This is a genomic window from Citricoccus parietis (assembly GCF_042433045.1).
Taxonomy (GTDB): domain Bacteria; phylum Actinomycetota; class Actinomycetes; order Actinomycetales; family Micrococcaceae; genus Citricoccus; species Citricoccus parietis.
In genome coordinates this window covers 113,286-138,495 of sequence record NZ_JBHLWH010000047.1, presented here as the reverse complement: position 1 = coordinate 138,495, position 25,210 = coordinate 113,286, and the positions used below count along the sequence as shown (strand labels likewise).

At 70.2% G+C, this 25,210-nt stretch carries 20 protein-coding genes; 10 read left to right on the top strand and 10 right to left on the bottom strand.

Going from position 1 to position 25,210, the window contains the following annotated elements; translation table 11 throughout:
* Positions 1-12: 12 nt before the first annotated feature.
* Positions 13-3,087 carry a helix-turn-helix transcriptional regulator gene (locus ACFFIO_RS16785; RefSeq protein WP_378043624.1) on the bottom strand — a complete coding sequence of 1,025 codons (3,075 nt, stop codon included), beginning with the start codon at positions 3,085-3,087 and terminating at the stop codon, positions 13-15.
* A 179-nt stretch (positions 3,088-3,266) separates the two neighbouring features.
* On the opposite strand from ACFFIO_RS16785, the gene ACFFIO_RS16780 reads away from it, so the two are divergent.
* Positions 3,267-3,725, top strand: coding sequence for a GNAT family N-acetyltransferase (locus tag ACFFIO_RS16780; RefSeq protein WP_378043623.1), 459 nt, complete (start codon positions 3,267-3,269; stop codon positions 3,723-3,725).
* A gap of 20 nt (positions 3,726-3,745) precedes the next feature.
* On the opposite strand, the gene ACFFIO_RS16775 is transcribed toward ACFFIO_RS16780, so the two are convergent.
* The 5 genes from ACFFIO_RS16775 to ACFFIO_RS16755 form a co-directional block, all read right to left on the bottom strand.
* Positions 3,746-3,901: a hypothetical protein gene (locus ACFFIO_RS16775; protein WP_159554111.1), complete on the bottom strand. Its 156-nt coding sequence runs from the start codon at positions 3,899-3,901 to the stop codon at positions 3,746-3,748.
* Positions 3,902-4,132: 231 nt separating this feature from the next.
* Positions 4,133-4,777 carry a GntR family transcriptional regulator gene (locus ACFFIO_RS16770; RefSeq protein WP_378043621.1) on the bottom strand — a complete coding sequence of 215 codons (645 nt, stop codon included), beginning with the start codon at positions 4,775-4,777 and terminating at the stop codon, positions 4,133-4,135.
* Positions 4,778-4,862: 85 nt separating this feature from the next.
* Entirely contained in the window at positions 4,863-6,380 is a 1,518-nt protein-coding gene (gene tcuA / locus ACFFIO_RS16765) for an FAD-dependent tricarballylate dehydrogenase TcuA (protein WP_378043619.1), read from the bottom strand.
* Positions 6,381-6,565: 185 nt separating this feature from the next.
* Complete coding sequence (locus tag ACFFIO_RS16760; RefSeq protein WP_378043617.1) at positions 6,566-7,357, bottom strand: response regulator transcription factor; 792 nt, start codon at positions 7,355-7,357, stop codon at positions 6,566-6,568.
* Positions 7,354-9,183, bottom strand: coding sequence for a sensor histidine kinase (locus tag ACFFIO_RS16755; protein WP_378043615.1), 1,830 nt, complete (start codon positions 9,181-9,183; stop codon positions 7,354-7,356). Before ACFFIO_RS16755 ends, ACFFIO_RS16760 begins: the two co-directional genes overlap by 4 nt.
* Positions 9,184-9,401: 218 nt before the next feature.
* Between ACFFIO_RS16755 and ACFFIO_RS16750 the strand changes: the two genes are divergently transcribed.
* From ACFFIO_RS16750 to ACFFIO_RS16725, 6 genes are all read left to right on the top strand, one after another.
* Complete coding sequence (locus tag ACFFIO_RS16750; RefSeq protein WP_378043613.1) at positions 9,402-10,385, top strand: Bug family tripartite tricarboxylate transporter substrate binding protein; 984 nt, start codon at positions 9,402-9,404, stop codon at positions 10,383-10,385.
* Positions 10,382-11,089, top strand: coding sequence for a tripartite tricarboxylate transporter TctB family protein (locus tag ACFFIO_RS16745; protein WP_378043612.1), 708 nt, complete (start codon positions 10,382-10,384; stop codon positions 11,087-11,089). Before ACFFIO_RS16750 ends, ACFFIO_RS16745 begins: the two co-directional genes overlap by 4 nt.
* 1 nt (position 11,090) lies before the next feature.
* The gene (locus ACFFIO_RS16740; RefSeq protein WP_378043610.1) at positions 11,091-12,767 is read left to right on the top strand and encodes a tripartite tricarboxylate transporter permease; all 1,677 of its coding nucleotides are present in this window, start codon (positions 11,091-11,093) and stop codon (positions 12,765-12,767) included.
* A gap of 283 nt (positions 12,768-13,050) precedes the next feature.
* Positions 13,051-14,040 carry a serine hydrolase gene (locus ACFFIO_RS16735; RefSeq protein WP_378043608.1) on the top strand — a complete coding sequence of 330 codons (990 nt, stop codon included), beginning with the start codon at positions 13,051-13,053 and terminating at the stop codon, positions 14,038-14,040.
* Positions 14,037-15,020 (top strand): serine hydrolase, encoded by a 984-nt coding sequence (locus ACFFIO_RS16730; protein ID WP_378043606.1) that lies wholly within the window; start codon positions 14,037-14,039, stop codon positions 15,018-15,020. The genes ACFFIO_RS16735 and ACFFIO_RS16730 overlap by 4 nt, the downstream gene beginning before the upstream one ends.
* Before the next feature lie 85 nt (positions 15,021-15,105).
* Positions 15,106-15,795 carry a DoxX family protein gene (locus ACFFIO_RS16725; RefSeq protein ID WP_378043605.1) on the top strand — a complete coding sequence of 230 codons (690 nt, stop codon included), beginning with the start codon at positions 15,106-15,108 and terminating at the stop codon, positions 15,793-15,795.
* 98 nt (positions 15,796-15,893) lie between these two features.
* Here the strand turns inward: ACFFIO_RS16725 and ACFFIO_RS16720 are convergent, their stop codons facing one another.
* Positions 15,894-16,559, bottom strand: coding sequence for a winged helix-turn-helix domain-containing protein (locus ACFFIO_RS16720; RefSeq protein WP_378043603.1), 666 nt, complete (start codon positions 16,557-16,559; stop codon positions 15,894-15,896).
* 74 nt (positions 16,560-16,633) lie between these two features.
* On the opposite strand from ACFFIO_RS16720, the gene ACFFIO_RS16715 reads away from it, so the two are divergent.
* Positions 16,634-16,822 (top strand): hypothetical protein, encoded by a 189-nt coding sequence (locus ACFFIO_RS16715; protein ID WP_378043601.1) that lies wholly within the window; start codon positions 16,634-16,636, stop codon positions 16,820-16,822.
* 76 nt (positions 16,823-16,898) lie between these two features.
* Here ACFFIO_RS16715 and ACFFIO_RS16710 read toward each other — a convergent pair whose 3' ends face one another.
* Positions 16,899-17,492 carry a cyclodeaminase/cyclohydrolase family protein gene (locus ACFFIO_RS16710; protein ID WP_378043599.1) on the bottom strand — a complete coding sequence of 198 codons (594 nt, stop codon included), beginning with the start codon at positions 17,490-17,492 and terminating at the stop codon, positions 16,899-16,901.
* Positions 17,493-17,614: 122 nt separating this feature from the next.
* Here ACFFIO_RS16710 and ACFFIO_RS16705 point away from each other — a divergent pair, with 122 nt between their 5' ends.
* Both ACFFIO_RS16705 and ACFFIO_RS16700 read left to right on the top strand, forming a co-directional pair.
* Positions 17,615-18,946 carry an AI-2E family transporter gene (locus ACFFIO_RS16705; RefSeq protein WP_378043598.1) on the top strand — a complete coding sequence of 444 codons (1,332 nt, stop codon included), beginning with the start codon at positions 17,615-17,617 and terminating at the stop codon, positions 18,944-18,946.
* 31 nt (positions 18,947-18,977) lie between these two features.
* The gene (locus ACFFIO_RS16700; protein ID WP_378043596.1) at positions 18,978-22,577 is read left to right on the top strand and encodes an SNF2-related protein; all 3,600 of its coding nucleotides are present in this window, start codon (positions 18,978-18,980) and stop codon (positions 22,575-22,577) included.
* A 167-nt stretch (positions 22,578-22,744) separates the two neighbouring features.
* On the opposite strand, the gene ACFFIO_RS16695 is transcribed toward ACFFIO_RS16700, so the two are convergent.
* Together ACFFIO_RS16695 and ACFFIO_RS16690 are read right to left on the bottom strand one after the other, a co-directional pair.
* Positions 22,745-23,476: a hypothetical protein gene (locus ACFFIO_RS16695; protein WP_378043595.1), complete on the bottom strand. Its 732-nt coding sequence runs from the start codon at positions 23,474-23,476 to the stop codon at positions 22,745-22,747.
* 591 nt (positions 23,477-24,067) lie between these two features.
* Positions 24,068-25,186 carry an agmatine deiminase family protein gene (locus tag ACFFIO_RS16690; protein ID WP_378043594.1) on the bottom strand — a complete coding sequence of 373 codons (1,119 nt, stop codon included), beginning with the start codon at positions 25,184-25,186 and terminating at the stop codon, positions 24,068-24,070.
* Positions 25,187-25,210 lie beyond the last annotated feature (24 nt).

The window sequence follows — 25,210 nt, the reverse complement described above, 5'->3', positions numbered from 1 at the left end:
GGGGCGTGATCCTCAGGGAGCGCGGGGACCGTCCGGGTCTGCCGGGGTGCCGTCCACCGGGACGCCGTCCTCGGGACCGGCCCCGGGCAACGCTGGGACCAGCAGGGTCAGGGTGGCCGGCTGCAGAGCCTTCCGCAGTTCCACACGGCTGGTCATCCCGAGCTTCGCGAGGCAATTGCCGACGTGATACTCCACCGTGCGCACGCTGAGGAACAGCTCGGTGGCGATCTCACGATCGTCCTTGCCCTCGGCGACCTCGACGGCGATCTGCCGCTCGCGGGTGGGCAGCCCGGCCATCAACCGGAATGCAGCCTGTGCCGGAGCCGAGACCGGCTCATGGGCGCGGTCTGCCCCGTGACCAGTCGCCGGTCCGGTGGCTTGGTCATCCTGCCGCTTCCGCAGGGCGGTGGCCAGTTCCTCCGCCTCGCCGTGGAGCGGCATCGCCCCACACCGCAGGAAGAAGTCGGCGGCCTGGCGGGCCCACCGGCCGGCGTCGCCCACCCCGCCCTCGGGCTGCTCGCCGGTGCCCGCGCCGTCCATGGCGAGCCGGGACAGGTCCAGGGCCAGGAAGGCCCGGACCAGGGCGTGGCCCCCGCCGGGCAGGACATCCGGACCGATGCCGGCCACATACGGCACCGGCTCGGCGTCCAGGGCGGCCAGGGCCTCCATCAGCTGCTCCCGTGCCTCGTCCGGTTGAGCCCGCGCCCGGTACAGGGCCCCGAGCGTGGCCGCCTCCACGGCGCGCAGGACCCCGTCCGGGGCGGAGTCCATGCCTTCCGTGGCGTGGACGGCGAGGGCCTGCAGGCGATCCATCTGACCCGTCTCCGCCAGGGCCCGCGCGTACAGGCAGACCGTGGTGAACCCGGCGGTGGCCCACCCCACCCGGGTGGACTCGATGAGCTGGAACTGTCGCGCGGCCTCCGGGTGGTCGCCCGCGAAGGTGGCGCCCATGGCGCGGGTGAAGGCCACGGCGCAGTCCACCACCTCACTGGTGGTGCCGGCGTCGTCCACCGCTCGCTGGAGCAATTGGCGGCCCGCCTCCTGTTCGCCACGGGCCAGCGGCACCAGCGCCGCCGTGGCATAGGCGGAGCGGACACCGGAATCGACCGGTTGCATCAGGGAGCTGTCCACGGCCTGCGTGGCATGCTCCAGCGCACGGTCCCAGGCTCCCTGGTGGAAGGCCAACTGACTCAGGGTGGTCTCCAGGAACACCCGCTGCTCGCGGGGGACCTGGGCGTCCTGGGCCGTGGCATCGAGGATCCGGGAGGCGGCGGCCACGTCCCCCTGGGCGCGGAGGCGCGAGCCGATCACCGCGGAGATCACGCTCCGCACGGGTTCGGTCCCCGGGACGGGACGCAGGTCCTCCAGCAGGGAGGTCATCTGCTCGGTGAACTCGCCCACGCGGCTGCGGTCGCCATGCCGCAGGCCGGACCAGAGGGCGAGCAGGGCCTCCACGGAGCGCGCCTCACTGACCTGGCGCAGGGCCCGGGGGTCCTGGCGGGCAGCGTGCTCGAACCCGTGGCGCACCGGCACCAACTCCGCCAACAGGGCATCGATGGTGCTGCCCACGGCGCCGAACCGCGCGGTGGCGTAGGCGGCCCGTCCCGCGGCGGCCAGGGCATGGCCGAGCAGGAGCAGGCCGGCCCGCCCCGGATCGTCCTCCGGCAGCTGGAGGCCCTGCCGAATCTGGTCCACCGCCCCCTCCAGGTCCTCCGAGGCGAGCAGATCCCAGGCGCGCGCCGCGCACCTTGGCCGAGTCTGGGGCAACCCGGCCAGGACATCCCGCAACTCGAGCACCAGGTCCGGCCTGCGGGCCAGCACGGTGGCGCGCAGCGCCAAGGTCAGGGCGACCGGATCCCCGGTCAACCGCAGGGCCTGATGGAAGTGGCCGAAGGCCCCCACCCCGTCTCCGCGGCCCAAGGCCTCTCCTCCGTACTGCATCAGCGTCCGGATGATCAGCGGGGTCTCCGCCGGCTCCGGATCCAGCCGCTGTGCCTGGACCCGGTGACTCAGGGCCACGGGCCCGTTCAGGATCGGGGCGAGGATCCGGTGCAGTTCCGCACGACGCCTGGCCGGCAGCTGGGCCGCCATGAGCGGGGCCAGGTGCGGATGGGACAGGGCCACCGTGCCCGCGGTATGCGTGATGCGTACCTGGTCGGAGTCCAGCAGGCCATGATCCGGCAGACCCGGGTAACCCAGTTCCACCAACGCGCCGCTCAGGTGCACGATGTGGAGTGGCTCGCCGGCCACCGCCAGCAGGCTGAGGGTGTCCCGCAGATGGGGAGAGACCGCCTCCAACGAGGACTGCAGGGCACGGCCGAACAGGCGCTGGGACGCATCCTGACCCGTGCCCAGAGCCGCCATGGCATCCTGCAGCCGGCGGTGTCCCGGCGGGGCGTGGTCCAGCCACCTGGCCACCGCGCCCACCAGCAGGGGGACCCCGCCCGTGCCGCTGTGGACCTTGCGGGCGAAGTCCTCGGACACGGGGATGCCCAGCCGCTCCCGCAGGACCTGCCGGCAGTCCGCGACTCCCAAGGGGCCCAACTGCAGGTGCGTGCCGTGGCGCCCTGAGGCCAGGAGGTGCTCGATGCCGACGGTGAGCTCGGTGGCCTGCGGGCGGAAGGTCAGGATGATCATGGACGGCCCCGAGATCATGGCCTGGGCGCAACGCCACAGCACCTCGGCGGAGAACCGGTCCGCCCATTGGAGGTCCTCCACCACGGTGATCCCCGCCCCATCGGCCGTCTCCTCGAGGGCCTGCATGGTGTCGAAGACCAGCTGCACGTAGTCCTCCACCGCGGTGGGCCACTGGGCCCGGTACTGGCCGGTGATGGTGGACAGCAGCCGCTGGATCAGCGCCCCGGGGACGTCCACATCGGTGGGATACACCTCCACCACCGGCAGCACATTGCGCTTGCCGGTGAGGAAGGTCTCCACCAGGGTGGTCTTGCCGATGCCGGCGGGGCCTTCGATGGCGACGAACTGGGGGACACCGGTCTGCACCCGTTCCCACACGGCGTTCAAGCGCTGCAGCTCCGCCGTGCGGCCCGGCAACGTCTTGGAATGACGGTGTGGGTGCTGCGTCATGGCGTATCCCCTGCTGGTTGATCGGACCCCCAGGATCCGGGCGCGCGTGAGCCACGGCGTGGGTTCGTCTTTGGCCATGATAGGTGGATCACCGGGGGACCTCCGGCAGGTCAGGATGATGACGTGGCCGGCGCTGGTCAGCCGGGCAGTGGGTGCGAGACCCGGGAGACTATAGACCCATGGTGACGATGCGAGCGGGACCCGCCCAGGCCGGCGTCGTGGGCCGGTTGCTGCACGAGTTCAACACGGAGTTCGGTTCGAACACGCCCTCCGCGGAGGACTTGGCGGCGCGCTTCGACACCCTGCTGGCGAATGACGACGTCCTCGTGCTGCTTTCGGGCAGCACCACGGCACCGACGGGTTTCGCGTTCCTGACCCTGCGCCCGACGCCGTACGGCGACGGACCGCTGGCACAGCTCGAGGAGCTGTATGTGCGGCCGGGGCAGCGGGGACGGGGCATCGGCACCGAACTGCTGCTGGACGCCATCGAGCAGGTGAGGGCGCGAGGCAGCGAGGAGATGCACATCAACGTGGATGAGATCGACGAGGACACCCGGCGCTTCTACGAACGGCACGGGTTCACGAACATCCAGCCCGGCGAGGACTACCGCATGCTCTGTTACCTGCGGGAGTTCTGAGGGCCGGCGGCGAGGTTTTCCTACCCGAGCAGGTGCAGGACCACTTCGAAGACGCCGACGGCGGCGGCCGCGGAGATGATGCCGGTGACGGCCCAGAACGTGACGCGCTCGGTGGTGGCCGAGTAGGTGCCCGTGGTGGGGATTTCGGACGTGGAGAGAGACAGCGGAGTGGACATGATGTCCTCCAAATGAGGGGATTCCGGGTCTGCCCAGAGCGGGCATCGGGCAGGACACTATCGCTGAAACCACGCGGACGAAAACGCCACGCCGGACGACACGCCGAACGGGTTCCGTCCGGAGGTTGCGGGTCCGAAAACCTGGCGACTGACCAGCGGAAACCTCTCAACCGGGCGGCCTGGTGTGCGCTCCCGCCGGTGACGTCAGGCTGCCCCGGTCAGCCGGTGCCGTCAGCCCATGGCGTGGCTGAGCATCCTCAGCCGCAGGGCCCGGGCCGTGGACATGTGGGCCCGCATGGCCTCACGCGCGCCGGCGGCCTCGTGCTCCCGGATGCAGCGGATGATCTCCGCATGTTCCTCCAGGGACTGCTCCCAGCGCCCCGGCGTGGTGAGGGTGGAGGTCGGCGCATGGTTCTGGTGGGTGGAGAGCCGATCCAGCAGATCACGCAGGATGGGGTTCCGGGCGGCCGACCACAGCGCCTCATGGAACTCGATGTTGGTGTCCAGTCGGGTGGCATTGTCCGGGTCCGTGAGGGCCTGGTCCCGGGAGAGGAGTCCCTCCAGCCGGACCAGGTCCAGTTCGGTCCGGGCCGAGGCGGCCTCCTCGGCGGCCTGTCCCTCCAGCAGGATGCGGAGGTCATAGACCTGCATCAGCTGCTCGGGGTCCAGGCGCCGCACCTGCAGCCCCCGGGTCCCGCGCTCGAGCAGTCCCTCCTGCTGCAGCCGGCCCAGGGCTTCGCGCACGGGGGTCCGGGAGACCCCGAACCGCTCGGCTAGGGCCACTTCGCGGAAGGGGGCGCCGGGGGAGTGCTCGCCGCGGAGGATCTCCGCCTTGAGCTCGCCGTGCATCGCGGCGGCGTCCATCTTCCCTGCCACAGGTGTCCCCTTCGTCCGCTCTCAGCGGGGCCGGCCGGCGTCGGGAAGACAAGGTTCCCGACGCCGGCCGGCCCGCCGTCCGATGTCAGGACAGCGTACCGGCGCGTCGTCCGAAGACCACGCCCGCGGCCAGTCCGGAACCGCCGGGGTAGTTGCCGGCGAACAGGCCGCCGAGCATCTCACCGCAGACGTACAGCCCGGAGATGTGCTCCCCCTCGGCGTCCAGGACTCGGCCGTGGGTGTCCGACTTCAGGCCGCCGAAGGTGAACGTGATGCCACAGGTGACCGCGTAGGCGTAGAACGGTCCCTCGGTCAGGGGCGTGGCCCAGTTGGACTTGACCGGGGTGGTCTCCGCCCGGCGGCCGTCCTTGACGGTGGGGTCCCAGGGGATGGTGGTGTCGATGGACCCGTTGTAGTCCTGGACGGTCCCGGTCAGGGCCTCCGGGGCGATCCCGATCCTCTCGGCCAGCTCATCGAGGGTGTCCGCCTCGGCCACGGTGATGCCGGGCATGTCATACTCCTCGGTCCGCAGCATGGCCCGCAGGGGGGCGTCGAAGATCTGGTAGGCGACCGAGCCCGGCTGCTTGAGGATCTCGCGGCCGAACTTCGCGTAGGTGTAGTTGCGGAAGTCCTCGCCCTCGTCCACGAACCGCTGACCCTCGGTGTTGACGATGATCCCCAGCGGGTAGGACTGGCGGGTCAGCCGGTTGGTCAGCTCGCGGTTGGACTCGTTGTTCGGGGTGAACGCATCCCACTGGGTGGAGTGGCAGGTGGACCAGTGCCCGGCCTTCTGCGCGCCGATCTCGAGGCCGGCGGCGATCATGTCCCCGTTGTTGAAGGGGGTGCCACGGACCTTGGCGTTCTCCCAGCCCTCGCCGAGGTGCTCCCGGCGCCACTCGGCGTTCGACTCGAAGCCGCCGGCGCCCAGGATCACGGACTCGGCGCGCAGCTCCTGCAGGGACCCGTCCTCCTGGCGGACGGTGACGCCCTTGACCTGGCCCTCCTCAACGACCAGTCCGGTCACGTCCTGGCCGTAGCGGACCTCGGTGCCCAGCTGCTCGGCCACCCGGACGTGGTCATGCATGAGGCCCTCGCCGCCGCCGACGTTGCCGACATGCAGCCCGCCCCAGAACAGGTAGCTGCCGTCCTCGCGCTGGTAGGCCTGGCGCTCGTACATCAGGCGGTACTTCAGGCCCAGTGACTGCAGCCACCGCAGGTTCGGGGCGGCCTCCTGCACCAGGACCTCGGTCAGCTCCGGGTCGTTCCGGCCGTCGGTGACGCGGACCAGATCCGCGGCGTAGTCCGCGGCGGAGTAGGCCGGGACCTCGGTGACGGCGTGGCGCTCGTCCGGCTCGATGAAGTCCTGCAGGTCCTCGAGGCCGGCATGGGCGATGCGCGTGGCGCCGGCGGTGTAGTAGCTGTTGCCGCCGAAGGCGTCGCGGGGGGCCTTCTCCAGCAGGAGCACCTTCCGGCCCCGCTCGGCTGCTGCGTGGGCGGCGGTGAACGCCGCGTTGCCGCCGCCGACGACGATGACGTCGGCCTCCAGGCCGGTGCCGGTCTGGGCGCCGCCGGTGCGGGCGTCCGGGGTGGGGGAGGTGGTCATGAGAGTCCCTTTCAGTCGGCTCGCCGGTCCGCCCGACGACTGTGCACGAATGTATACAAATGTGGACAGAGGTGCAAGCGGTGGTCGGATAAGGAGTGTGTGGGTGGTCCGGTTCAGGTTCAGGTTCAGGTGCAGGCGCCGGTGCAGGTGCCGGTGCCTGATGTTCTGTGCCGGCCGTCCGGACCTCAGCCGATCCAGGCGTACCGGTGTTCGGGGCGGCCGGTGGCGCCGTAGCGCGGCCGCAGTTCGGCTCGGCCGCGATCAGTCAGCAGTTCGAGATAGCGACGGGCGCTGACGCGGGAGATCCCGCAGGCCGCCGCCACCTCGCGAGCCGAAAGGTCGACGCCGGCCCCGGCCTCCCGCAGCGCGGCTGCCACCAGGTTCAGTGTGGGGGCCGAGTAGCCCTTGGGCAGGCGGTCCGGGGGTCCGCTCGGTGGTGCTCCCGAGCCCGACTGCGCCGCTGTGCTGGACCACGACGCTGTGCTGGACTGCGCCAGCTGCTCCACGTTGCCCGGGGCCCGGCCGGAGGCGCCCCGGACCAACCGGTCGATCTCGGTCTGGTCCAGTTCGGGGGCACTGCCGGCGCCCTGGCCGGAGCCGCCGTGGGCCGCCAGGAGGGCCGCGAACTCCCGGAGGCGCCCATTGAACTCCTCGCGGCTGAACGGCTTGACCAGGTACCCGTCCACGCCATGGCCCACCGCGCGGCGGACGGTGTCACGCTCGCTGGCGGCAGTCACCATGATCACCGCGACGTCGTTGCCCGCGGCCCGCAGGTCCTCCAGCACCTGGACGCCGCCCCGGTCCGGCAGGTGCACGTCCAGCAGCACGAGGTCCACCTCGTGCTGGGCCAGGAACTCCGCCACCGGCAGCCCGCGCTCCAGGACACCCACCACCTCGAAACCGTCGAGGGCCTCCACGAAGCGCCGGTGCATCCCCGCGACCGCGAAGTCGTCATCCACCACGAGTGTCCTGATCAACGGATGTCCTCTCTGTTCTCGGTGTTCGGTGCCTCGGTGTTGTCTCTGCCTGCGTCAACACCGGGGTCAGCGTCGCTACCAGTGCCAGTGCCGTCTCCAGCGTCGCCGTCGGTGCCAGTCCCTGTGCCTGTTCCGGTGTCGGCGGACGCCGGCCAGGTGGCCCGGAACCGGGCCCCGCCCCACGGTGACGTGGTGACCTCCACCCGGCCGTGCCGGCGTCGGGCGATCCGGTCCACCAGGGCGAGGCCGATGCCGCGGCCTCCGGCGGGCCGCGATGACGCCGGGCCGGTGTCCTTGGTGGAGGCGCCCCAGCGGAACAGGGTCTGCGCCTCGTCCGGACCCAGCCCGGGGCCCGAGTCGTCCACCTGGACGGCGAATCCGGCGGCACCGGCGGTCACTTCCAGCATCACCCGGCCGCCGTCCCCGGCGGCCTCGATGGCGTTCGTCAGCAGGTTGGCCACCACCGTGAGGGCGTCATCGTCCGCGCGCCAGTCCGCCTCCACCGAGCCGTCGGCGGTCAGCTCCAGCACGACGCCGGCCTCCCGGGCGAGCGCGGATTTCGCGCCGACCAGCGCGGACAGGGACGCATCGGAGAGATCGTGCTGGAAGGGGCCGCCGGCCAGGCCTGTCAGGCCCCGGATGTACTCCTGCGCCTCCTCGGTCTCGCTGAGGGACAGCAGCCCGGAGATCACGTGAAGCCGGTTGGAGAACTCGTGGGTCTGTGACCGCAGGGTCTCCGTCAGGCTGCGCTGGCCCTCCAGCTCGCGCAGGCTCGACTCCAGCTCGGTGCGGTCCTGCACGGTCAGGGTCCGCCCGATCTGCCGGCCTTGCGCACGGGCCGGCCGCACCCGGGCCAGCAGGATGCGCTCGCCGGCCAGGGCGAAGGTCGTCAGGTCCCAGTCGGCCTCGTCCGCCCTCGGGCCGCGTGGCCCCGCATCGGCTGCCCTGCCCGAGGTCGAGGCCGGGGACGGGGTGGGGGCCGGTGTGGGGGAGGGTGCCAGGAGGGCGGCCAGGTCCGCATCCAGCACCTCGGCGGCCGGGCGGCCCTCGACATCCGGCCCCACCCCGAGCAGCCGGGTTGCCTCATCGTTCACGAGGGTGATGGTGCCGTCCTCGTCCACGCCGATGACGCCGTCTCCGACGCTGTGCAGCAGCGCCTGGCGGGACTGGTGCAGCCCGGCCATCTCCTCCGGGCCGGCCCCGTAGATCCTCGTGCGCACATAGCGGGAGGCCCAGGCGGCTCCGGCGGTGCCCAGGCCGGCGGCCAGCAGGACCCAGGGGGCGAAGCCGAGGACGACCTCGAGCAGGTCGGCGCGGATCTCGCTCTGCAGCAGACCCACCGAGACGGTGCCCACCACCTCCCCGCCGTCCCAGATCGGGACCTTGGAGCGCAGTGTCACCCCCAGGGGGCCCTCCTCGGTGCCGCGGAAGGTCTCGCCGGCGCGGATCGGGGCGTGGTCAGACGAGACCGGCTGGCCGATCTGCGCCGGGTCGGGGTGGGCCACCCGGATGCCCTCCCGGTCCGCGATGACCACGAACTCGACCCCCGCGGCCCGTTCGGCCAGATGGGCGATCGGCTGGATGTTCTGCGCGGCGTCCTCGGCATTCACGGACGCCACCACCTCGGGGACGCTGGCGATCTCGGTGGCCACGGTGTGGACCTCCTCGAAGGCGAGTTCCCGGGTGCGCAGTTCCTCGAAGCGCAGCACGATGGCCGCCACGGCCAGCACCGTCAGCAGCACGATGGCCAGCTGGAGGGTGATCAGTTGCAGGCGGAACCGGCGGCGGGGCCGGGGCCCGTGCAGGCGGGGCGGGGGACGAAACACCGTGTCGGACTCCTGGGGGGGCAAGGGGCGGTCTTGGGTGCGGATGGACGGACGTGCGGTGGTGCGGTGCAGCGATGCGGCGTTGTCAGAAGTTTCTTAACCACCCCTTATGACCACAACCACGATTCCGCTGTGCCATGGGTCACGTTTCTGTCAACGTGGAGGATCGGCCACGGCTTAAGTGGTCCGAATCACTGACGTAGAGAGTACGGAAGACCATGAGTTCACGCACCTTCACCAAGGCCGCCCTCGGCGTGGCAGCCGCCGGCGTCGTCGGCCTTGCCTTGGTCAATGCCGCCGCTGGCGGAGGCGAGGCCACCGCCCGATCCAAGCTGGTGCTGATGGCACCGGCGGCACCCGGCGGTGGTTGGGACGGCTTCGCCCGCGAATCCCAGCAGGCCATCAAATCCGATGGCATCTCCAACAATGTCCAGGTCGTCAACGTCCCCGGAGCCGGTGGCACCATCGGCCTGGGACAGTTCGCCCAGATGGAGGGCCGCTCGGACATGATGATGGTCACCGGCGGAGTGATGGTCGGCGCGGTTGAGCTGGCGGACTCCGGGGTCTCCATGGAGGACGTCGAGCCGCTGGTCCGGCTGGCGGACGATTACGCCGCCCTCGTGGTACCGGCGGACTCGCCGTACGAGACCCTGGACGACTTCATCGCGGCGTGGAAGCAGGATCCGGGGGGCACCTCCATCTCCGGTGGCTCGCTCGGCTCGATCGATCACCTGCTGACCGGCCTGGTGGCGGAGAAGGTGGGGATCGACCCGTCCCAGACCAACTACATCGCCTACTCCGGCGGTGGCGAGGCGCTGACCTCCATGCTCTCCGGCACCACCGTGGCCGGCATGTCCGGCTACAACGAGGTGGCGGACCAGATCGAGGCCGGCAACCTGCGGGCCCTGGCCATCTCCTCGAAGGAGCGGCTGCCCGGCGTGGACGTGCCCACCTTCCTGGAGCAGGGCGTGGATGCCGAGATGGCCAACTGGCGTGGCCTGGCCGCAGCCCCCGGCGTCTCCGAGGAGGACCGGGGCGAGCTGCTGGAGATCGTGGAGGAATACCGCCAGACGGACCACTGGCAGGACGCCCTCGAGCGCAACAGCTGGACGGACAGCTACATGACGGGCGACGAGTTCGAGGCCTTCCTCGACGAAGAGATCGACCGCACCCGTGACATCGTGGAAGGACTCGGACTGTGAGCCAGCAGCAGACTGTACCCCCGGCCGGCGATCCGGCTGAGACGGCCGGAACCGCCGGGGCACCCGGCGGGCCGCAGGGCCCGACGTCGGCCGCACCCCGGGGCGGGACCGCGCGTCGCGGATTCTGGGCCGGCCGCAGCGAACTGATCATGCCCCTGCTGGTGGCGGGGATCGCCACGTGGCTCGCCATCGAGACGGCGACCATGAACGTCATGGGCGACTCCGTGCCGGGGCCCCAGTTCTTCCCGACGATCGTCTGCATCGTGCTCTACGCCGTCGCTCTCGTCCACGCCATCCAGCTGCTGCGTCACCCGCGGCTGCCGGACCTCACCGACGATGCGGTGAACGCGGACACGTCCTCGGACCTGCTCGGCGACCTGGCCCACGCCTCCGAGCGCGGCCGTGACCGGATCGCCGGCCGCACTCCGGACGCCACGCTGCCCCAGAGCTGGAAGACGTACACCGACTGGAAGACCGTGGGACTGATCGTCGGCGGCATCGCCGTGTTCATCCTCGTGCTGCCCATCCTGGGCTGGGTGCTCTCCGCGGCCGGCCTGTTCTGGGTGGTCTGCAAGGCCCTGGGCAGCAAGCGCCCGCTGTTCGACCTCATCATCTCGCTGGTGTTCTCCTCGGTCATCCAGCTGGCCTTCAACGCCGGACTCGGACTGAACCTGCCCGGCGGCTTCCTGGAAGGACTGATCTGACATGGACCAGTTGAACCTCCTGCTCGAGGGCTTCGGTGCCGCCCTCACCCCGATCAACCTGTTGTGGGTTCTGATCGGCGCCCTGCTGGGCACCGCCGTGGGCGTGCTGCCCGGACTGGGCTCGTCGATGGCCGTGGCGCTGCTGCTCCCCATCACCTTCACGCTCGACCCGACCGCCGCGTTCATCATGTTCGCCGGCGTCTACTTCGGTGGCCTCTTCGGAGACTCCACCGCCGGGATCCTGCTGAACACCCCCGGTAACTCCGCCGCCATCGCCGGTTCGTTCGAGGGCCACCGGATGGCCAAGGACGGCCGGGCCGCCAAGGCGTTGGCGACGGCCGCCGTCGGCGCCTTCATCGGCGGTCTGATCGCCACCACCCTGGTGGTGTTCTTCGCGCCCCTCCTGGTCAAGATGGCCACCGCCTTCGGCCCGGCCGAGTACTTCGCCCTGGCCGTGTTCGCCTTCCTGGCGATCTCCTCCGTAGTCTCCGAGTCCGTGGTGAAGGGCCTGGGTGCCCTCGGCATCGGCCTGGTCCTGGCCATGGTGGGCGTGGACGGACCCTCCGGCACCGTCCGGTACACCCTCGGCATGCCGCAGCTGTTCGACGGCATCTCGATCGTGGTCATCACCGTGGGCCTGCTGGCGCTCGGCGAGGTGCTGCACATCGCCGGCCGCATCCACCGGGATCCCGCCATGGAGCGGATCGGCACCAACGGCCGGGCCCGGCTGGAACGCTCGGACGTCCGCAAGGCCCTGCCGGCCTGGCTCCGCGGAACGGCCTTCGGTGTGCCCTTCGGCATCATCCCCGCCGGCGGGGCCGAGGTCCCGACGTTCCTGGCCTACGGCACTGAGAAGCGCCTGGCCAAGCGCCGCGGGGACAAGGAATTCGGTTCGACCGGCTCCATCCGCGGTGTGGCCGCTCCCGAAGCCGCGGGCAACGCGACCGCCGGTACCGCCATGGGTGCCCTGCTCGCCCTCGGGCTGCCCACCTCCGCCACCGCGGCGATCATGCTGGCCGCCTTCCAGCAGTACGGCATGCAGCCCGGTCCCCTGCTCTTCGAGCGCAGCGGTGAACTGGTCTGGACCCTGCTGGCCTCGCTGTTCATCGGCCTGGTGGTCCTGGTCATCCTGAACATGCAGTTCGCGGTGGTGTGGGCCAAGCTGCTGCTGATCCCGCGCCACTACCTCTACGCCGGTATCACGGTGCTGTCCATGCTGGGCGTGTACGCCATCAGCTCCTCGACCCTGGACCTCTGGGTCCTCCTGGTGATCGGCCTGCTCGGCTTCGTGATGAGGCGCTACCAGTTCCCGCTGGCCCCCGTGTTGATCGCCGTGGTCCTCGGGCCGCTGGCCGAGACCGAACTGCGCCGCGCGCTGACCGTCTCCGAGGGGGATGTGTCCGTCCTGGTCTCCAGCCCGGTCACCGTGATCCTGTACTCCGTGCTGGTCCTGGCCCTCGTGGTCAGCGCCCTGCAGCACGTGCGTCACCGCCGTCAGAAGGCGACCGCCGCCCTGGGCGGTGCTGGTGAAGGTCCCGACGGCGGCCCCGGCGGTCCCGGCAGTTCCGGCGGGGAGCCGGTGGCTCCCTCAGGACCGACCGGTTCGACGGCGGCAGCCGACGCCTCCGGGCCGTCCGGCGCCGCAGAGGAGAGCGAGAAGATGGCAACCCGGCTGTAACCGCTGTTCAGTCGCCGTCCCTCCGAGCGCTTCCCAATGCTGCAGCGTTCGGCGCCGAACGCCACTGCGCCCCCTGGCTCCGACCGGTGGGGCGCGGTGGCGTCTCCGGGCCGGTGGCCGCAGCCGGGGTCAGGGTGGCGCGGGCCGCCGGCAAGCGTGATGCCGGGTGATCCGGATGATAGGTTCCCGCACAGGGTCCGGACACCGCCCACGCGCCTTCCGCACCCGGATCGCGCTGGGCAGCGCGAGAGAGCACCGGCACGAGCGAACACCAGGAGGAGCGGTGGGCACATCACTGCTGAGTCAGGACCGCCTCTCCGCGTTGGAGCGCCGCCTCGGCCCTCTCCTGCGAGACCAGCCCTTCGCCGTGTCCTGGCGCGTCGTCCCGATCGGTGGCGGAGTGCACGCCATCGGCGACCGTGCCGATACGGTGGTGCCCTCCTTCTCCACGCGCAAGGTGAGCATCCTCTGCGCGGTGCTCGCGCTCGCCCGAGCCGGCCGGCTGGACCTCGGCCAGCGGCACACGATCACCGAGGAGCACCGCGACGGCGTCCAGGCGGGCATCATGCGTAACCTCAGTGCCGGGCTCGAACTGACGCTGGCGGACTGCCTGACGCAGATGATGTGCACCTCGGACAACATCTGCACCCAGCTGGTCTTCGAGGCGATCGGAGCAGCCGTGAGCAGCAACGCGGCGGACAGCGAGGCCGCCCGCGATGCTGTTCGCGGAGTCACCGGTGCGGCGGCAGAACGTGAGGCGCTGCAGTACGTCAACGACTACTGCGCCTGGGCCGGGATGCGCTCCACCCTCCACCGTGAGGTCTTCCCGCGCACCGGTGGCCTCGCGTGGCACCACTCGATCGACGGGCTGACTGTCACCACGGCCGCCGACCAGGCCCATCTGCTGGCGCTGGTCGGCTCCGGCGCCGGTGAGGGGTCAGCGGCCGTCGGCGCCGATGCCCGACTCCAGCTCCTCCCCGAGGACTGCCGCCGGATCATCGGTCTCATGAGGGGCATCTACACCCCTCGCCTCGGGGCCGCGACCACGCGCGTCAGCTTCGCGGAGAAGAACGGCCGCGGCCTGCGCTCGCTGTCCCAGGTGGGGCTGGCGCTGGACGCGCACGGGGCGCCGCTGGCCGCCGTCGCGGTCTATGCCGAGACCATCCCGACTGCCCTGCCGGACGGGGTGCCGGGCCGCAACGCCGTCTTCACCGCCTTCGCCGAGGTCGGCCGCGAGATCGAGGACTGGGCCGTGCCCGTGGTCACCGCGTGAGCCGGGTGCCTGCCGTGCGTGCCCTGCGCCTCGGTGACATCCCGGCGGCGTACCCGCAGTTGCGCTTCGCCGTCCGGTTCTCGGACGGCAGGGAGTCCTCGCACGACGCCGGCGCCCGCCATCCGCTCGCCGGCACCGGCACGCTGGTGCTCGCCGCGGCGGTGGCCCGGCTGGCCGAGTCCGATCCCGAACTGCTGGGGGAGCGGCTCACCTTGACCGCCGACCACCGCAGGACGTCCCGGACGGGGACCCTGCGGAGGATGGACAGCGAGTTACAGCTGACGGTGGACGACGCGTTGTCCCTCATCGTGGGGACCGGCGATGGGGCGTGCCTCCAGGCGGTGCTCGAGTTATTGGCGGTCCGGGGTGTCGACCTGCTGGACGTGGCCCGCACCCTGGTCACCGGCTGGGACCTGGCGGATACCGAGATCACGGGGTTCGAGCCGGAGGCCGGTGTGACGACGCCGGCCGACCTGTGCACCGCGCTGTCCCGGCTGCCCCAGCGGGTGCTGGGCTGGATGGGCCAGGTCTTCGAGCCGGCCGGCCTGGCGAGCGCGCTGCCGGGCTTCGGACCACGCACCGTGCCCCACCACACCGTGGCCGGATGGGAACCGGCCAGCGCACTGAGTGGCGAACCGACCGAGGACCTGTCCCGGACGGGGTTTGCCTCGGCCCTCGTCCTCCCCGGTGCTGACGGGAATGCCGGCGGGGATGCCGACAGGAACGCGAGCCGGAACGGGAACGGGAACGCGGACCGGGGTACGGGCAGGAAGGTGGACGGGACCGTTGGTGCTGAGTCGGGCGCCGTCGTCGCGGCCTATCTTCCGCCGCTCCACCGGGACGGGACCGCCGTCACCCCCTTGGAGGTGGCCACCGCCTTCGGCACCCTCGGGCTGTCCGTCTGGCGGGACTGGACGGGGCTGGGGCATCCGCCGTCCACTCCACTGGCCCCTCCACAGTCCACGCCGCAATCCACCTGACGGGGAACTGGCAAGGCCCTGTGCATCCACCGTCTCACCGGCAGGCCGTTTGACGCGACCGCCCCGGCGCGGAAGCCTCGAAGGAATGACCAGAACTACTGAGGTGAAGACGCCCGAGGAACGTGCCGCCGAGGCCCTGGCCGCCAGGAACAGACACGACAGGAACGGACACGAGGAGCCCCGCGGTGTGGAGTGGCAACGGGCGGGAGGAGGGCCCTTCCGCGCTGCGGCCGGTGGGTCCACGCCTCCCGCCTCCGCCACGCCGTCCGCCTCGCCCTCCCGGTCGTCCGTCTCCACCCCCTCCAGAGCAAGGCACGCTGACACGAACGCCAGCATGATCCCCGTCCCGCATCTGATCCGGGATGCGGTGCTGCTCCTGGCGCGGCTGGTCCTCGGCGTGGTGCTCGTGGCCCATGGGATGCAGAAGGTCCTCCAGGGCGTGTCCGCCACCGCCCAGGGATTCGGAGGAATGGGCATTCCGCTGCCGGAGGCCGCGGCCGTGATCACGATGGCCGTGGAGATCGGCGGCGGCGTGCTGCTCATCCTGGGCCTGCTGACGCCGATCGCCGGAGTGCTGGCCGGCCTCGTGTTGGCCGGGGCGGTGGTGTTCGCCCACCTCAGCAACGGCCTCTTCGCCGCTGACGGCGGGTGGGAGCTGGCCGCCGGACTGGGCGTCGGTGCCCTGGTGCTGGCCGTCGTGGGACCGGGCCGGTTCAGCCTGGACCGGCTGCTGCTCCGCCGTCTGCGCGGCCCGGAAACCCCAGCAGGGCCGTGAGCGCGTCGTGAGCCGTGCGCAGGTGCCACCCCGGTGGCGTTGAGCAGGCACAACTCATCCTGCGAGTAGTGCACTTGTAGGAGGCCAGAGGGTGGAGTTCAGTCCTCGATCACCAAGGGGAAGACGCTGAGGTAGAGACGGACGCGGCGGGTCTCCTCGCCGTCCGCGGTCTGCCCGGAGAGGGCGTCCGAGGCCGGCTCCGCATGATCCAGCGCCTGCTCGTGGCGCGCGATCACGGACATCAGCTCCTCGCTCAGGGCCCGCGCCTGCCGGGCGGTCATGGTGCGGGTGCTGGAGGAGTCGATGGAGGCCCTGACCCATTCGGGATCGGCATGGTTCTCCACGCTCAACCACCGTCCGAGGGCTTGCGCCCGCTGGTTGAGGGTGGTCTGGAACAGGGCCTGGATGGCAGGGCGGTTGGACTCGTCTTGCGAGAGCTCGTAGGTCGGCACCGCGAACCCCACGGGTTTCCACCAGCGCTCCCGGCCGGAGCCCCGCCCGGTGTCCTCCTCCACGAAGCCGTGCTTCTCCAGCTGACGCAGGTGGTAGCTGGTCTGCCCGGTGCTCTCGTTCAGATGCTGGGCCATCGAGGTGGCCGTGGCCGTGCCACGGTCCGTGAGGTAGGAGTACATCGCCATCCGCAGCGGGTGGGCGAACGCCTTCATGGCGCGGGCGTCGAGCGCCCGGGACGCCACCCCCGGCATGGCGTCCTTGCCGACCACGGGATCGGGGGAATCGTGCGCGGAGGTCTTGTCAGCGGCCATGAGCAGAGTTACCTTTGCATAGACATCTTTGCAGAGAAATCTCTGCATAAACTTCTTGGCATCAGTCTACGGAGATGATGAGCATGCTGCGCTCCACCCCGAACACCCCGCTCCCTCGGGCCGGCCGGTCCGAGCTGAGGCCCACGCCGGATGCATCCACGGTGGCTCCGGCCCCATCGTGGGGGGACCTGCGTTCCGCGGACGCGACGCTCCAGCGGGTGCTGCGTGCCGGCGTCGTCGGTGGGGGGCCGGGGCTGCGATGACGGGGACGGCGATGATCAGAGCGGCGGTGAGGCCTGCCCCGGGGCGGCCGGCACCGTGATCCTCAACCGCAGATCCTCAGCCGCGGATCCGCTGCCGCGTGTGGCCGATGAGATCGTCGGCGCGGCCGGTCAGACGGTCGGCCTCGCGGATGTCAGCGGTGACCTGAGCACTGGCGTCCTCGTCCTGCAGCGGGGCCAGGTCCGTCTCCAGGGTCACCGCTGCAGCCACCAGCGTCCCCCGCACACAGCCGATCCCGGCCCCCACGTCGCTGAGCACGTTCGCGTTGCAGTCCGCCAACACGTCCTCCGCGATCCGCAGGGCGTCGCCAGAGGCCTCCACCAGGTCCCGCGGTGGCACGGCGGCTGCCCGGATCGCCTCCTGGATCCGGCGGGAGCGCTCCTGGCGGTCCGCGTCCGTCTCCTTCGGCAGGCCGAAGGCCTCGGAGACCCGGGCGAAGGCCTGCTCGTCGTCATCGGACAGGGCGAGGGCGCGCGAGGCCAGGGTGGCCGCCCGCTTCGCCAGCTCTTCGTGGTCACTGAACCGGGCGGCCATGGCCAGCAGACCGACCCCCTGGGCCAGCAGCAGGGCACCGGTGGCCCCTCCTCCCGGCGTGGGCTCGCCGGAGGCCAGCCGTTCCACGTATCCCTCGATGCTCTCGTCTCGGATCATGGTCCGAGGGTAACCGGGCCCTGCGGTGCTGTCAGCCGTCCCCGCTCCGGGTGCTTCTCAGGGTGGGATTCAGGGTCCTCCCTGACAGCATCTTGTCCGGGGGCCGCCGTAGACTCTCGGACGTGGACACTGCAGATGCCTCCGGCATGACCCCCGAGACCAGTTCGCACCGCGTGTGGCCGCGATTCCTGGTGATCGTGCTGTGCCTGGCCGGCCTGGTCATCACGCTGCAATTCGTGCAGGGTCTCCAGACCGTCATCGGCCCCGTGTTCCTCGGACTGAACCTGGTGATCATCGCCTATCCGCTGCAGGCCTGGCTCATCAAGAAGGGCGTGCACCGCTTCATCGGCGCCGCGGTCACGGTGCTGGTGGTCGTCGTCGTGCTGTTGGTGTTCATGGCGCTGATCCTGTGGTCAGCCTCCGAACTCGTGATGGCCCTGCCCGAGTACGGGCAGCAGTTCAACGAGATCTACAACAGCATGATCACCTGGATCGGCAGCTTCGGCGTCACCCCGGACATGATGATCGAGCAGCTCGCCGGCCTCAACATGTCCACCGTGGTGTCCACGGCCACTGGGATCGTCACCGCGCTGCTCTCCAACGTCACCGCCATCCTGGGGCTGCTGGCCACCGTGATCATGGCCGTCTTCTTCCTCGCCATGGACTCCGTGGCCGTGGACCGCCGCATGGCCCTGCTGAACACCGCCAAGTATGAGCTCGGCGCCGCCCTCACCGCCTTCGCCTACGGGGTGCGGCGGTACTGGATCGTCACCACCCTCTTCGGGTTGATCGTGGCCGGCCTGGACATCGTGGCCCTGGCGATCATCGGGGTGCCCATGATCTGGGTCTGGGGCGTGTTGAGCTTCCTGACCAACTACATCCCCAACATCGGCTTCATCATCGGCATGATCCCGCCGGCCCTGCTCGGACTGGTCGAGGGTGGCTGGGGTGCGTTCTTCGCCGTGGTGGCCTCCTACTCGGTGCTGAACTTCGTCATCCAATCGATCATCCAACCCAAGTTCACCGGCGATGCCGTGGGCGTGATTCCCACCGTCTCCTTCCTGTCCCTGTTGTTCTGGGCCTGGATCCTCGGGCCGCTCGGTGCCATCCTGGCTCTGCCTGCCACACTGCTGCTGAAGGCCATCATGATCGACGCCGACCCCCAGTCCCGGTGGATCAACTCCTTCATCGCCTCTGATCTCAAGGGCATGGAGTCACGGCACCGCAAGGCCCGGATCGCGACGGCGGCGCCGGCGAACGCCGGGGGTGCAGCCGGAGCCGTCGGCGGCCTGGACGACGGGACGAGCGCCGGTGGCGGTGCCGGTGGTGACGGAGCAGCCTGGGGTCAGCCGGGAGACTCCGGCGACGGAGCCGCCGTCGCCCTCGGGGCCGATGGCCGGGCCGGTGCCAGAACGGACGCTGAAGGCCCCGTACGGCCTGTGGAGAGCGGCTGACCGTGTCCGTGGGCCGTGAAACGATGGAGGGATGAGCAGTTCTGCCTCCTACCCCTATGTCGCCGACCAGGACATCGCCCGGCTGGTGGGTGCCCAGGCGGCCGAGCGTGGCAAGAAGTATGCGCGCCAGGGAGTGGTCTCGGGGCTGCTGTGGGAGCCGACGGACGGCGAGTCCGGCGCGGACCGCGCCGGGGAATCGGCACCGAACTCCCCACGCACGTTGTTCGGGCAGGTGCAGGGCAACGACCCGTTGCCGTATGACACGTTCGCGATCCTCGTGCCGGGCCGCTCCTCCTCGGAGTCGCTGCCGCGCCAATGGACTCCGTTGCGGGGCGGGTGCAACTGCCCGGTCCGCAACGACTGCAAGCATGCGGCCGCCCTGCTCTATGCGGCCACGACCCTGGCGATCCGGGACCACCTGCGGCCGCCGGCCGCCGGGACCCCGCTGGCCGGGATGTTCGATCCGAATGCTGCCCCGCCGGCCCAGGGCTGGGGCGAGGTGGATCGCTTCACGGATGGTGCCGGCGTCGGGAATCAGGCGTCACCGCACGGCGGTAGCGCTCAGGCTGCTTCGACGGCGAGCGACTGGCGGACCGTGCTCGGGGAGCTGACCGGGCAGGAGGCCGTCACCCACGCCGAGGAGCCGGTGGGGATCGGTGTGGAGTTGCTGGCCGAGCCGCGCAGTGAGATGCGCCGACGCTGGGGTGCCAACGAGGCATCGGCGGCGGACATCCAGGAGGGCGCGCCGCTGCATGTCCAATTGCGGCCGATGCGCCGGGGAACCCGGGACAACTGGATCAAGGGCGGACTGACCTGGAAGAAGTTCCAGTACGGCGGCCTGCGGCACCAACTGCGCGGGGACCACGTGGACCTGCTCGGACAGCTCTACCGCCTCTACCTCGCCGAGCGGCCGCACGCCTACGGCAATGACGAGACCCTGCGGCTGGACTCCCTGTCCGGACCGGCGGCCTGGCAACTCCTGTTGCGGGCACAGGACATGGGCGTCGAATTCGTGGGCCAGGGCATCATCAGCGAGGTGGTCTTCACCGGACCGGCCACCGTTCGGTTGGATGTCAGCGGACCGGACCAGGGCCTGGAGGTGGCCCCGATTGTGGAATCCGGGGGTGAGATCATCCCCGGGGCCCGGGCCGCCGGCACCGGCGGGTTCGTGGCCACCGAGATCCTCGACGACGCCCCGCGGCATCTCGCGCCCGTGCGCCTGACGCTCGCGCCGGCGTCGGCTGCCATCCCCCGCCCGGTGCTGGACCTGTTGCAACAGCCGGAACCCTTGCGGATCCCACAGGAGGAGTCCGAGGAGTTCTTCTACGATGTCTACCCGCGGCTGTCCCGCATCATGGACGTGGACAGCGCTGACGGGACCGTGGAGTTCCCCGAGGTCCCGGCCCCGGAGCTGTGGCTCGAGGTGGACCACCGGAAGAACCATGAGACCGCCCTGGAGTGGTACTGGCTGTACTGGGGGCCGCGCCGCGAACTGCCCGTGGAACACCGGCGCCCCCACACCCGCGGAGGCTGGTCCCCGACCGGCTACTCCGGTCGGGCCCGCGGGGTGGACGTGGACCGGGACGTCGAGCACGAGGACGCGGTGCTGGAAGCGGTCCGCGCGGCCGCCGAAGAAGCCACGGACGGCGTGGCGGTGCTCCCCGGGTCCATCCGCAACACGCATCTGCACGGAGCGGACACCGCCCGGTTCGTCGAATATGTGCTGCCGATGCTCTCGAAACTGGACCACGTCAAGGTCGTCGAACACGGAAAGCGCCCGGACTACCGCGAGCTGACGGACGATCCCCAGGTCCGCGTCACCCAGGTCGAGGCGGCGAATCCACGGGACAACGACTGGTTCGACCTCGGCTTCGAGATCACCGTCGGCGGCCAGCTCATCCCGTTCACCTCGGTCTTCAAGGCGCTGGCCCAGGGCAAGAAGACCCTGATGCTGAACGACGGCAGCTACTTCTCCCTCGACCACCCCGGGCTGAACCGCCTGCGCGAACTCATCTCCGAGGCCGAGTCCATGGGCGAGTGGAAGTCCGACGCGCCGCGGATCAACAAGTATGACGTCGCGCTCTGGGAGGAGTTCGAGGACCTCGCGGACGAGTCCGAGGAGGCGGTCGCCTGGCGTGAGTCCGTGGGTGCGCTTAAGGACCTCGCCGAGATCCCGACGCCGGCCGTCCCCTCGGGCCTGCAGGCCACCTTGCGTCCGTACCAGTTGGAGGGATTCGCGTGGCTCTCCTTCCTCTACGACCACCACCTCGGCGGGATCCTGGCTGACGACATGGGGCTGGGCAAGACGATCCAGACCCTGGCGCTGATGGTCCGTGCGCGGCAGCTCGCGACCGGGGCACCGCCGTTCTTGGTGGTCGCGCCGTCGTCGGTCCTGTCCGTGTGGAAGGACGAGGCCGCACGGTTCGCGCCGGACCTCACCCTGCGGGTGCTCGACACCACCACCGCCAAGCGGGGGACGAGCGTCGCGGAGGAAGCCGCCGGAGCCGACGTCGTGATCACCAGCTATACGCTGTTGCGTCTGGACTCGGAGGAGTACACCGGGCTCGACTGGGACGGGCTGGTGCTGGACGAGGCGCAGTTCGTGAAGAACCGGGCCGCGAAGGCGCACCAGGCGGCCAAGGCCATCCGGGCGCCGTTCCGGTTGGCGATCACGGGCACGCCCATGGAGAACTCCCTGTCCGACCTCTGGGCGCTGCTCTCCCTGACGGCCTCGGGTCTGTTCCCCTCACCGACGGTGTTCCGCTCCGAGTACACCAAGCCGATCGAGCAGCCGGACTCCTCCGAGGACGGGCGGCGGTTCGCCGCGAAGCGCATGGCGCGGCTGCGGCGGCGGATCCGGCCGTTCATGCTCCGGCGCACCAAGGACCTCGTGGCCTCGGACCTGCCGCCGAAGCAGGAGCAGGTCAGCCACGTGGAGCTCGTGCCGAAGCACCGCCGGCTCTACGACCAGGTGCTCCAGCGCGAGCGGCAGAAGGTCCTGGGGCTGCTGGAGAACATGGAGGAGAACCGCTTCATCATCTTCAAGTCGCTGACCCTGCTGCGCATGCTGGCGCTCGATCCGGCGATCGTGGACGAGAAGTACGCCTCCGTGCCGTCCTCCAAGATGGAGGCGCTCATGGGCCAACTCGAAGAGATCGTCTCTGAGGGCCACCGGGTGATCATCTTCAGCCAGTTCACCTCCTTCCTGACGCGCGTGGGGGACGCCCTGGCGGACCGTGGGGTGGCCTTCGCGTACCTGGACGGGTCCACGCGGAACCGCTCGAAGGTGATCGAGGGGTTCAAGACCGGGACGGCACCGGCCTTCCTCATCAGCCTCAAGGCCGGCGGCTTCGGCCTGACCCTGACCGAGGCCGACTACGTGTTCCTGCTGGACCCGTGGTGGAACCCGGCCACCGAGGCCCAGGCCGTGGACCGCGCCCACCGCATCGGGCAGGACCGGACCGTGATGGTCTACCGCATGGTGGCCGAGGGCACGATCGAGGAGAAGGTGCTCGCGCTGCAACAGAAGAAGGCGGCCCTGTTCTCCTCGCTGACCGATGGGGACGCCGCCTTCTCCTCCACCATCACCGCCGATGACGTCCGCGAGCTCTTCACCCCCGAAACCGACTGACGTGGGGGCGCACTGTGCGTGTGCCTGCGCTGATCGTGCGTCGATTCCCGGCGATCATGAGTATCCCCAGTGATGATGACGGGGACTAATCACTATCGCCGGGAATCCTCGAAGTGTGGGGCGCTGCGCCGTCTGCTGCGAACGGTTGGCGAGTATCTCAGCAGTATTCAGCGACGGGGGACACCGGCGCGCAGCAGCTTGGCCTCCAGTCGACGAGGCGACGTCAGGTCATCCCACATCCAGCGGACAAAGCGAATGCCTTCTTCCTGGATGCGTTCAGATCTCAGCTTCTCGTCCAGGATCACCGGATCGACGTCGCGCCCCGAGTAGCTGCTGCCGCCGGCATACTTCCGCTTGCCGTCGAACTCGCCGGCAAGCCGTAATCCCTTCCACCAGAAGTCGAGGATGCCCATGAGCCGACCGTCGGCGGTCCGTACTCGATGCTGGAGTTCTGGTGGTTCGAAGCCAAGCTGGTCTATGACCACTCGGCTCCACGATTCGCCGGGGGATCCGGACAAGGGCGAGGCGAAGGCCGCGATCCGACGTAGGCGATGGGTGGCTTTCTGGGTGGAGTTCGTGTTCGCCATGGAGATGAGGTCCTGCGCCGTGCACGGCGTGGCAACCACTGCCGGCATGTTGGCCGGCGAGTTCCGCAGTCCGCTCAATAGCGCGTCTGCCACCACTATCGCGTCTTCCCACGGGAGTCGCGGCAAGGTGTCCGCCAGGCACAGCCGAAAGTCCTCGAGCACCAGCGAGGATCCGGACAACAGGCGCTGCCGGAACGGGTGTAGCTGTTCTGCGGGCAGGCTACTCCACGCCCGTGGGACAGAAATCCTCCGTTCGCCGAAGAGCGGCCAGGCCGCCCCCTTCGGCTTCGCACGCTTGACGGAGCCGGCCATGCTGGTGCTTGAGGCTCGCAGGGTCAGGACTGCGGGCCTGTTGACGAGTGGCAACCCATACATCAGGAGCGCCGTCTCCCGGCAGAAGACGGGGTCGGTTCGGCTGGTCAGGGCGAGAGCCGTCACGGAAGCACAGAAGCGGTCATCGCGCGACGCCTTGTTCCACGGCTCGGCAGGGGCGAAGACACCGGGGCGGACTCTGATGAGTTCCCCGGATCTGGCCTTTCTGAACACCATGGGTGCGTCGTCCGTCGGTACACCGTCCTCGGTGGTTCGGCGCAGGGGGATCCCCCAGGCGGTGACGTCCTGCGGGGAGGTCGCCTCGAGTGGAAGCTGGAGATCCGGGGCTGAGAATTCTGTCGAGGCGGCCATCATGCCAGTCAGGACATCACAAGCCGGAGTCCCCGAACGGTCAGCTGGACGGGCGATGTGGACCATTGTGAGCGTCTCGCCGGCTGTGGAGGATCGGGCACTGCAGCTTTCCCGCTCATCATGAGGAATCCCGGTCATTCTCAATGGGAATGTTCACGATCGGTGGGAATCGCGGTGCAGAACGTGAGCGCGGCTGCCGCAGTTGCCACACCCCTCGGCCTAGGCTGGCGCCTTCCGGGAGGGCTGCGCCAGGGCGACCTGGCGGATGCCGACGCCGCGTCGGTACAGCCGCTGTGCCGGGATGGGCACGACCGTGCGCCCCGGGTAGGCGGCCCGCAGCAGCTGGTGAGCGCCGTCGTCGTGCGGGTCCTCGAAGGAGGGGACGACCACGGCACCGTTGACGGGCAGGACGTTGACGTAGGACCAGGCGAGGGGGCCGCGGTCGTCCTGGCCGGCGAGGGGTGCGGTCAGGGTGGCCACGTTCAGGGGCCGGCCCTGGGCGTCGGTCTCGTTCTGGAGGATGGACAGGGTACGGGCGGAGACGGCGTGGTCCGGGTGGGCCGGGTTCTCCTGCCAGTGCAGCAGCACCACGGTGGGGGAGGCGAAGGCGACGAGCTGGTCGATGTGCCCGCCCAGGCCGAACTGCCCCTGGTTGCGGGTGAGCCCGCCGGGCAGCCAGATGATCTTGCGGACATCCGTATAGCGGGTGAACTCAGCCTCGACGTGCTCGCGGGTCCAACCGCCGTTGCGCGCCGGATCCAGCAGGACGGCCTCGGAGGCGATCAGCGTGCCCTCGCCGTCCGTGATGAAGGCACCGCCCTCGTTGACCATGAGGGAGAGCTGGCGCCGGGCGTTGGTGAGGTCGGAGATGGTGCCGCCCACCACGTCGTCCAGGCGGTACTCGAAACCGGGCCGGCGGCCGAAGCCGTTGAAGACCCAGTCGATCATGCCGAGCTGGCGCTGGCCCGTGGCCGGATCCACGTCACCGGTGGTGAAGGTCGGCCCGGTCAGGCCGAGGAAGGGGTTGTCCATGGCCAGCGGAACGATGGGGAACATGGGATCCACGTAGGTGTGCACGATCTGCCGGTCCGCAGGATCCACCAGCAGGGTCACCGGCTCGTAGTCCATGACCGCGTGCGCCACCCGTGTCCAGGCACGTCGGGCCCCGGACAGCTCCCACGTGGAGGTGCCCATCTGCGCATAGTCGCGGGGGAAGGCCATCCACAGCCGTTCCTGCGGCTCGGTGTCCGCGGGCAGGTGCCACACCGCCGTTGACTGATCCGTGGACAGGTCCGTCGCGACCCCGCCGAGCGGCAGTGCCTGCGGATCCTGGCGCATGGGTCCCTTTCGTCAGGTGCTTCA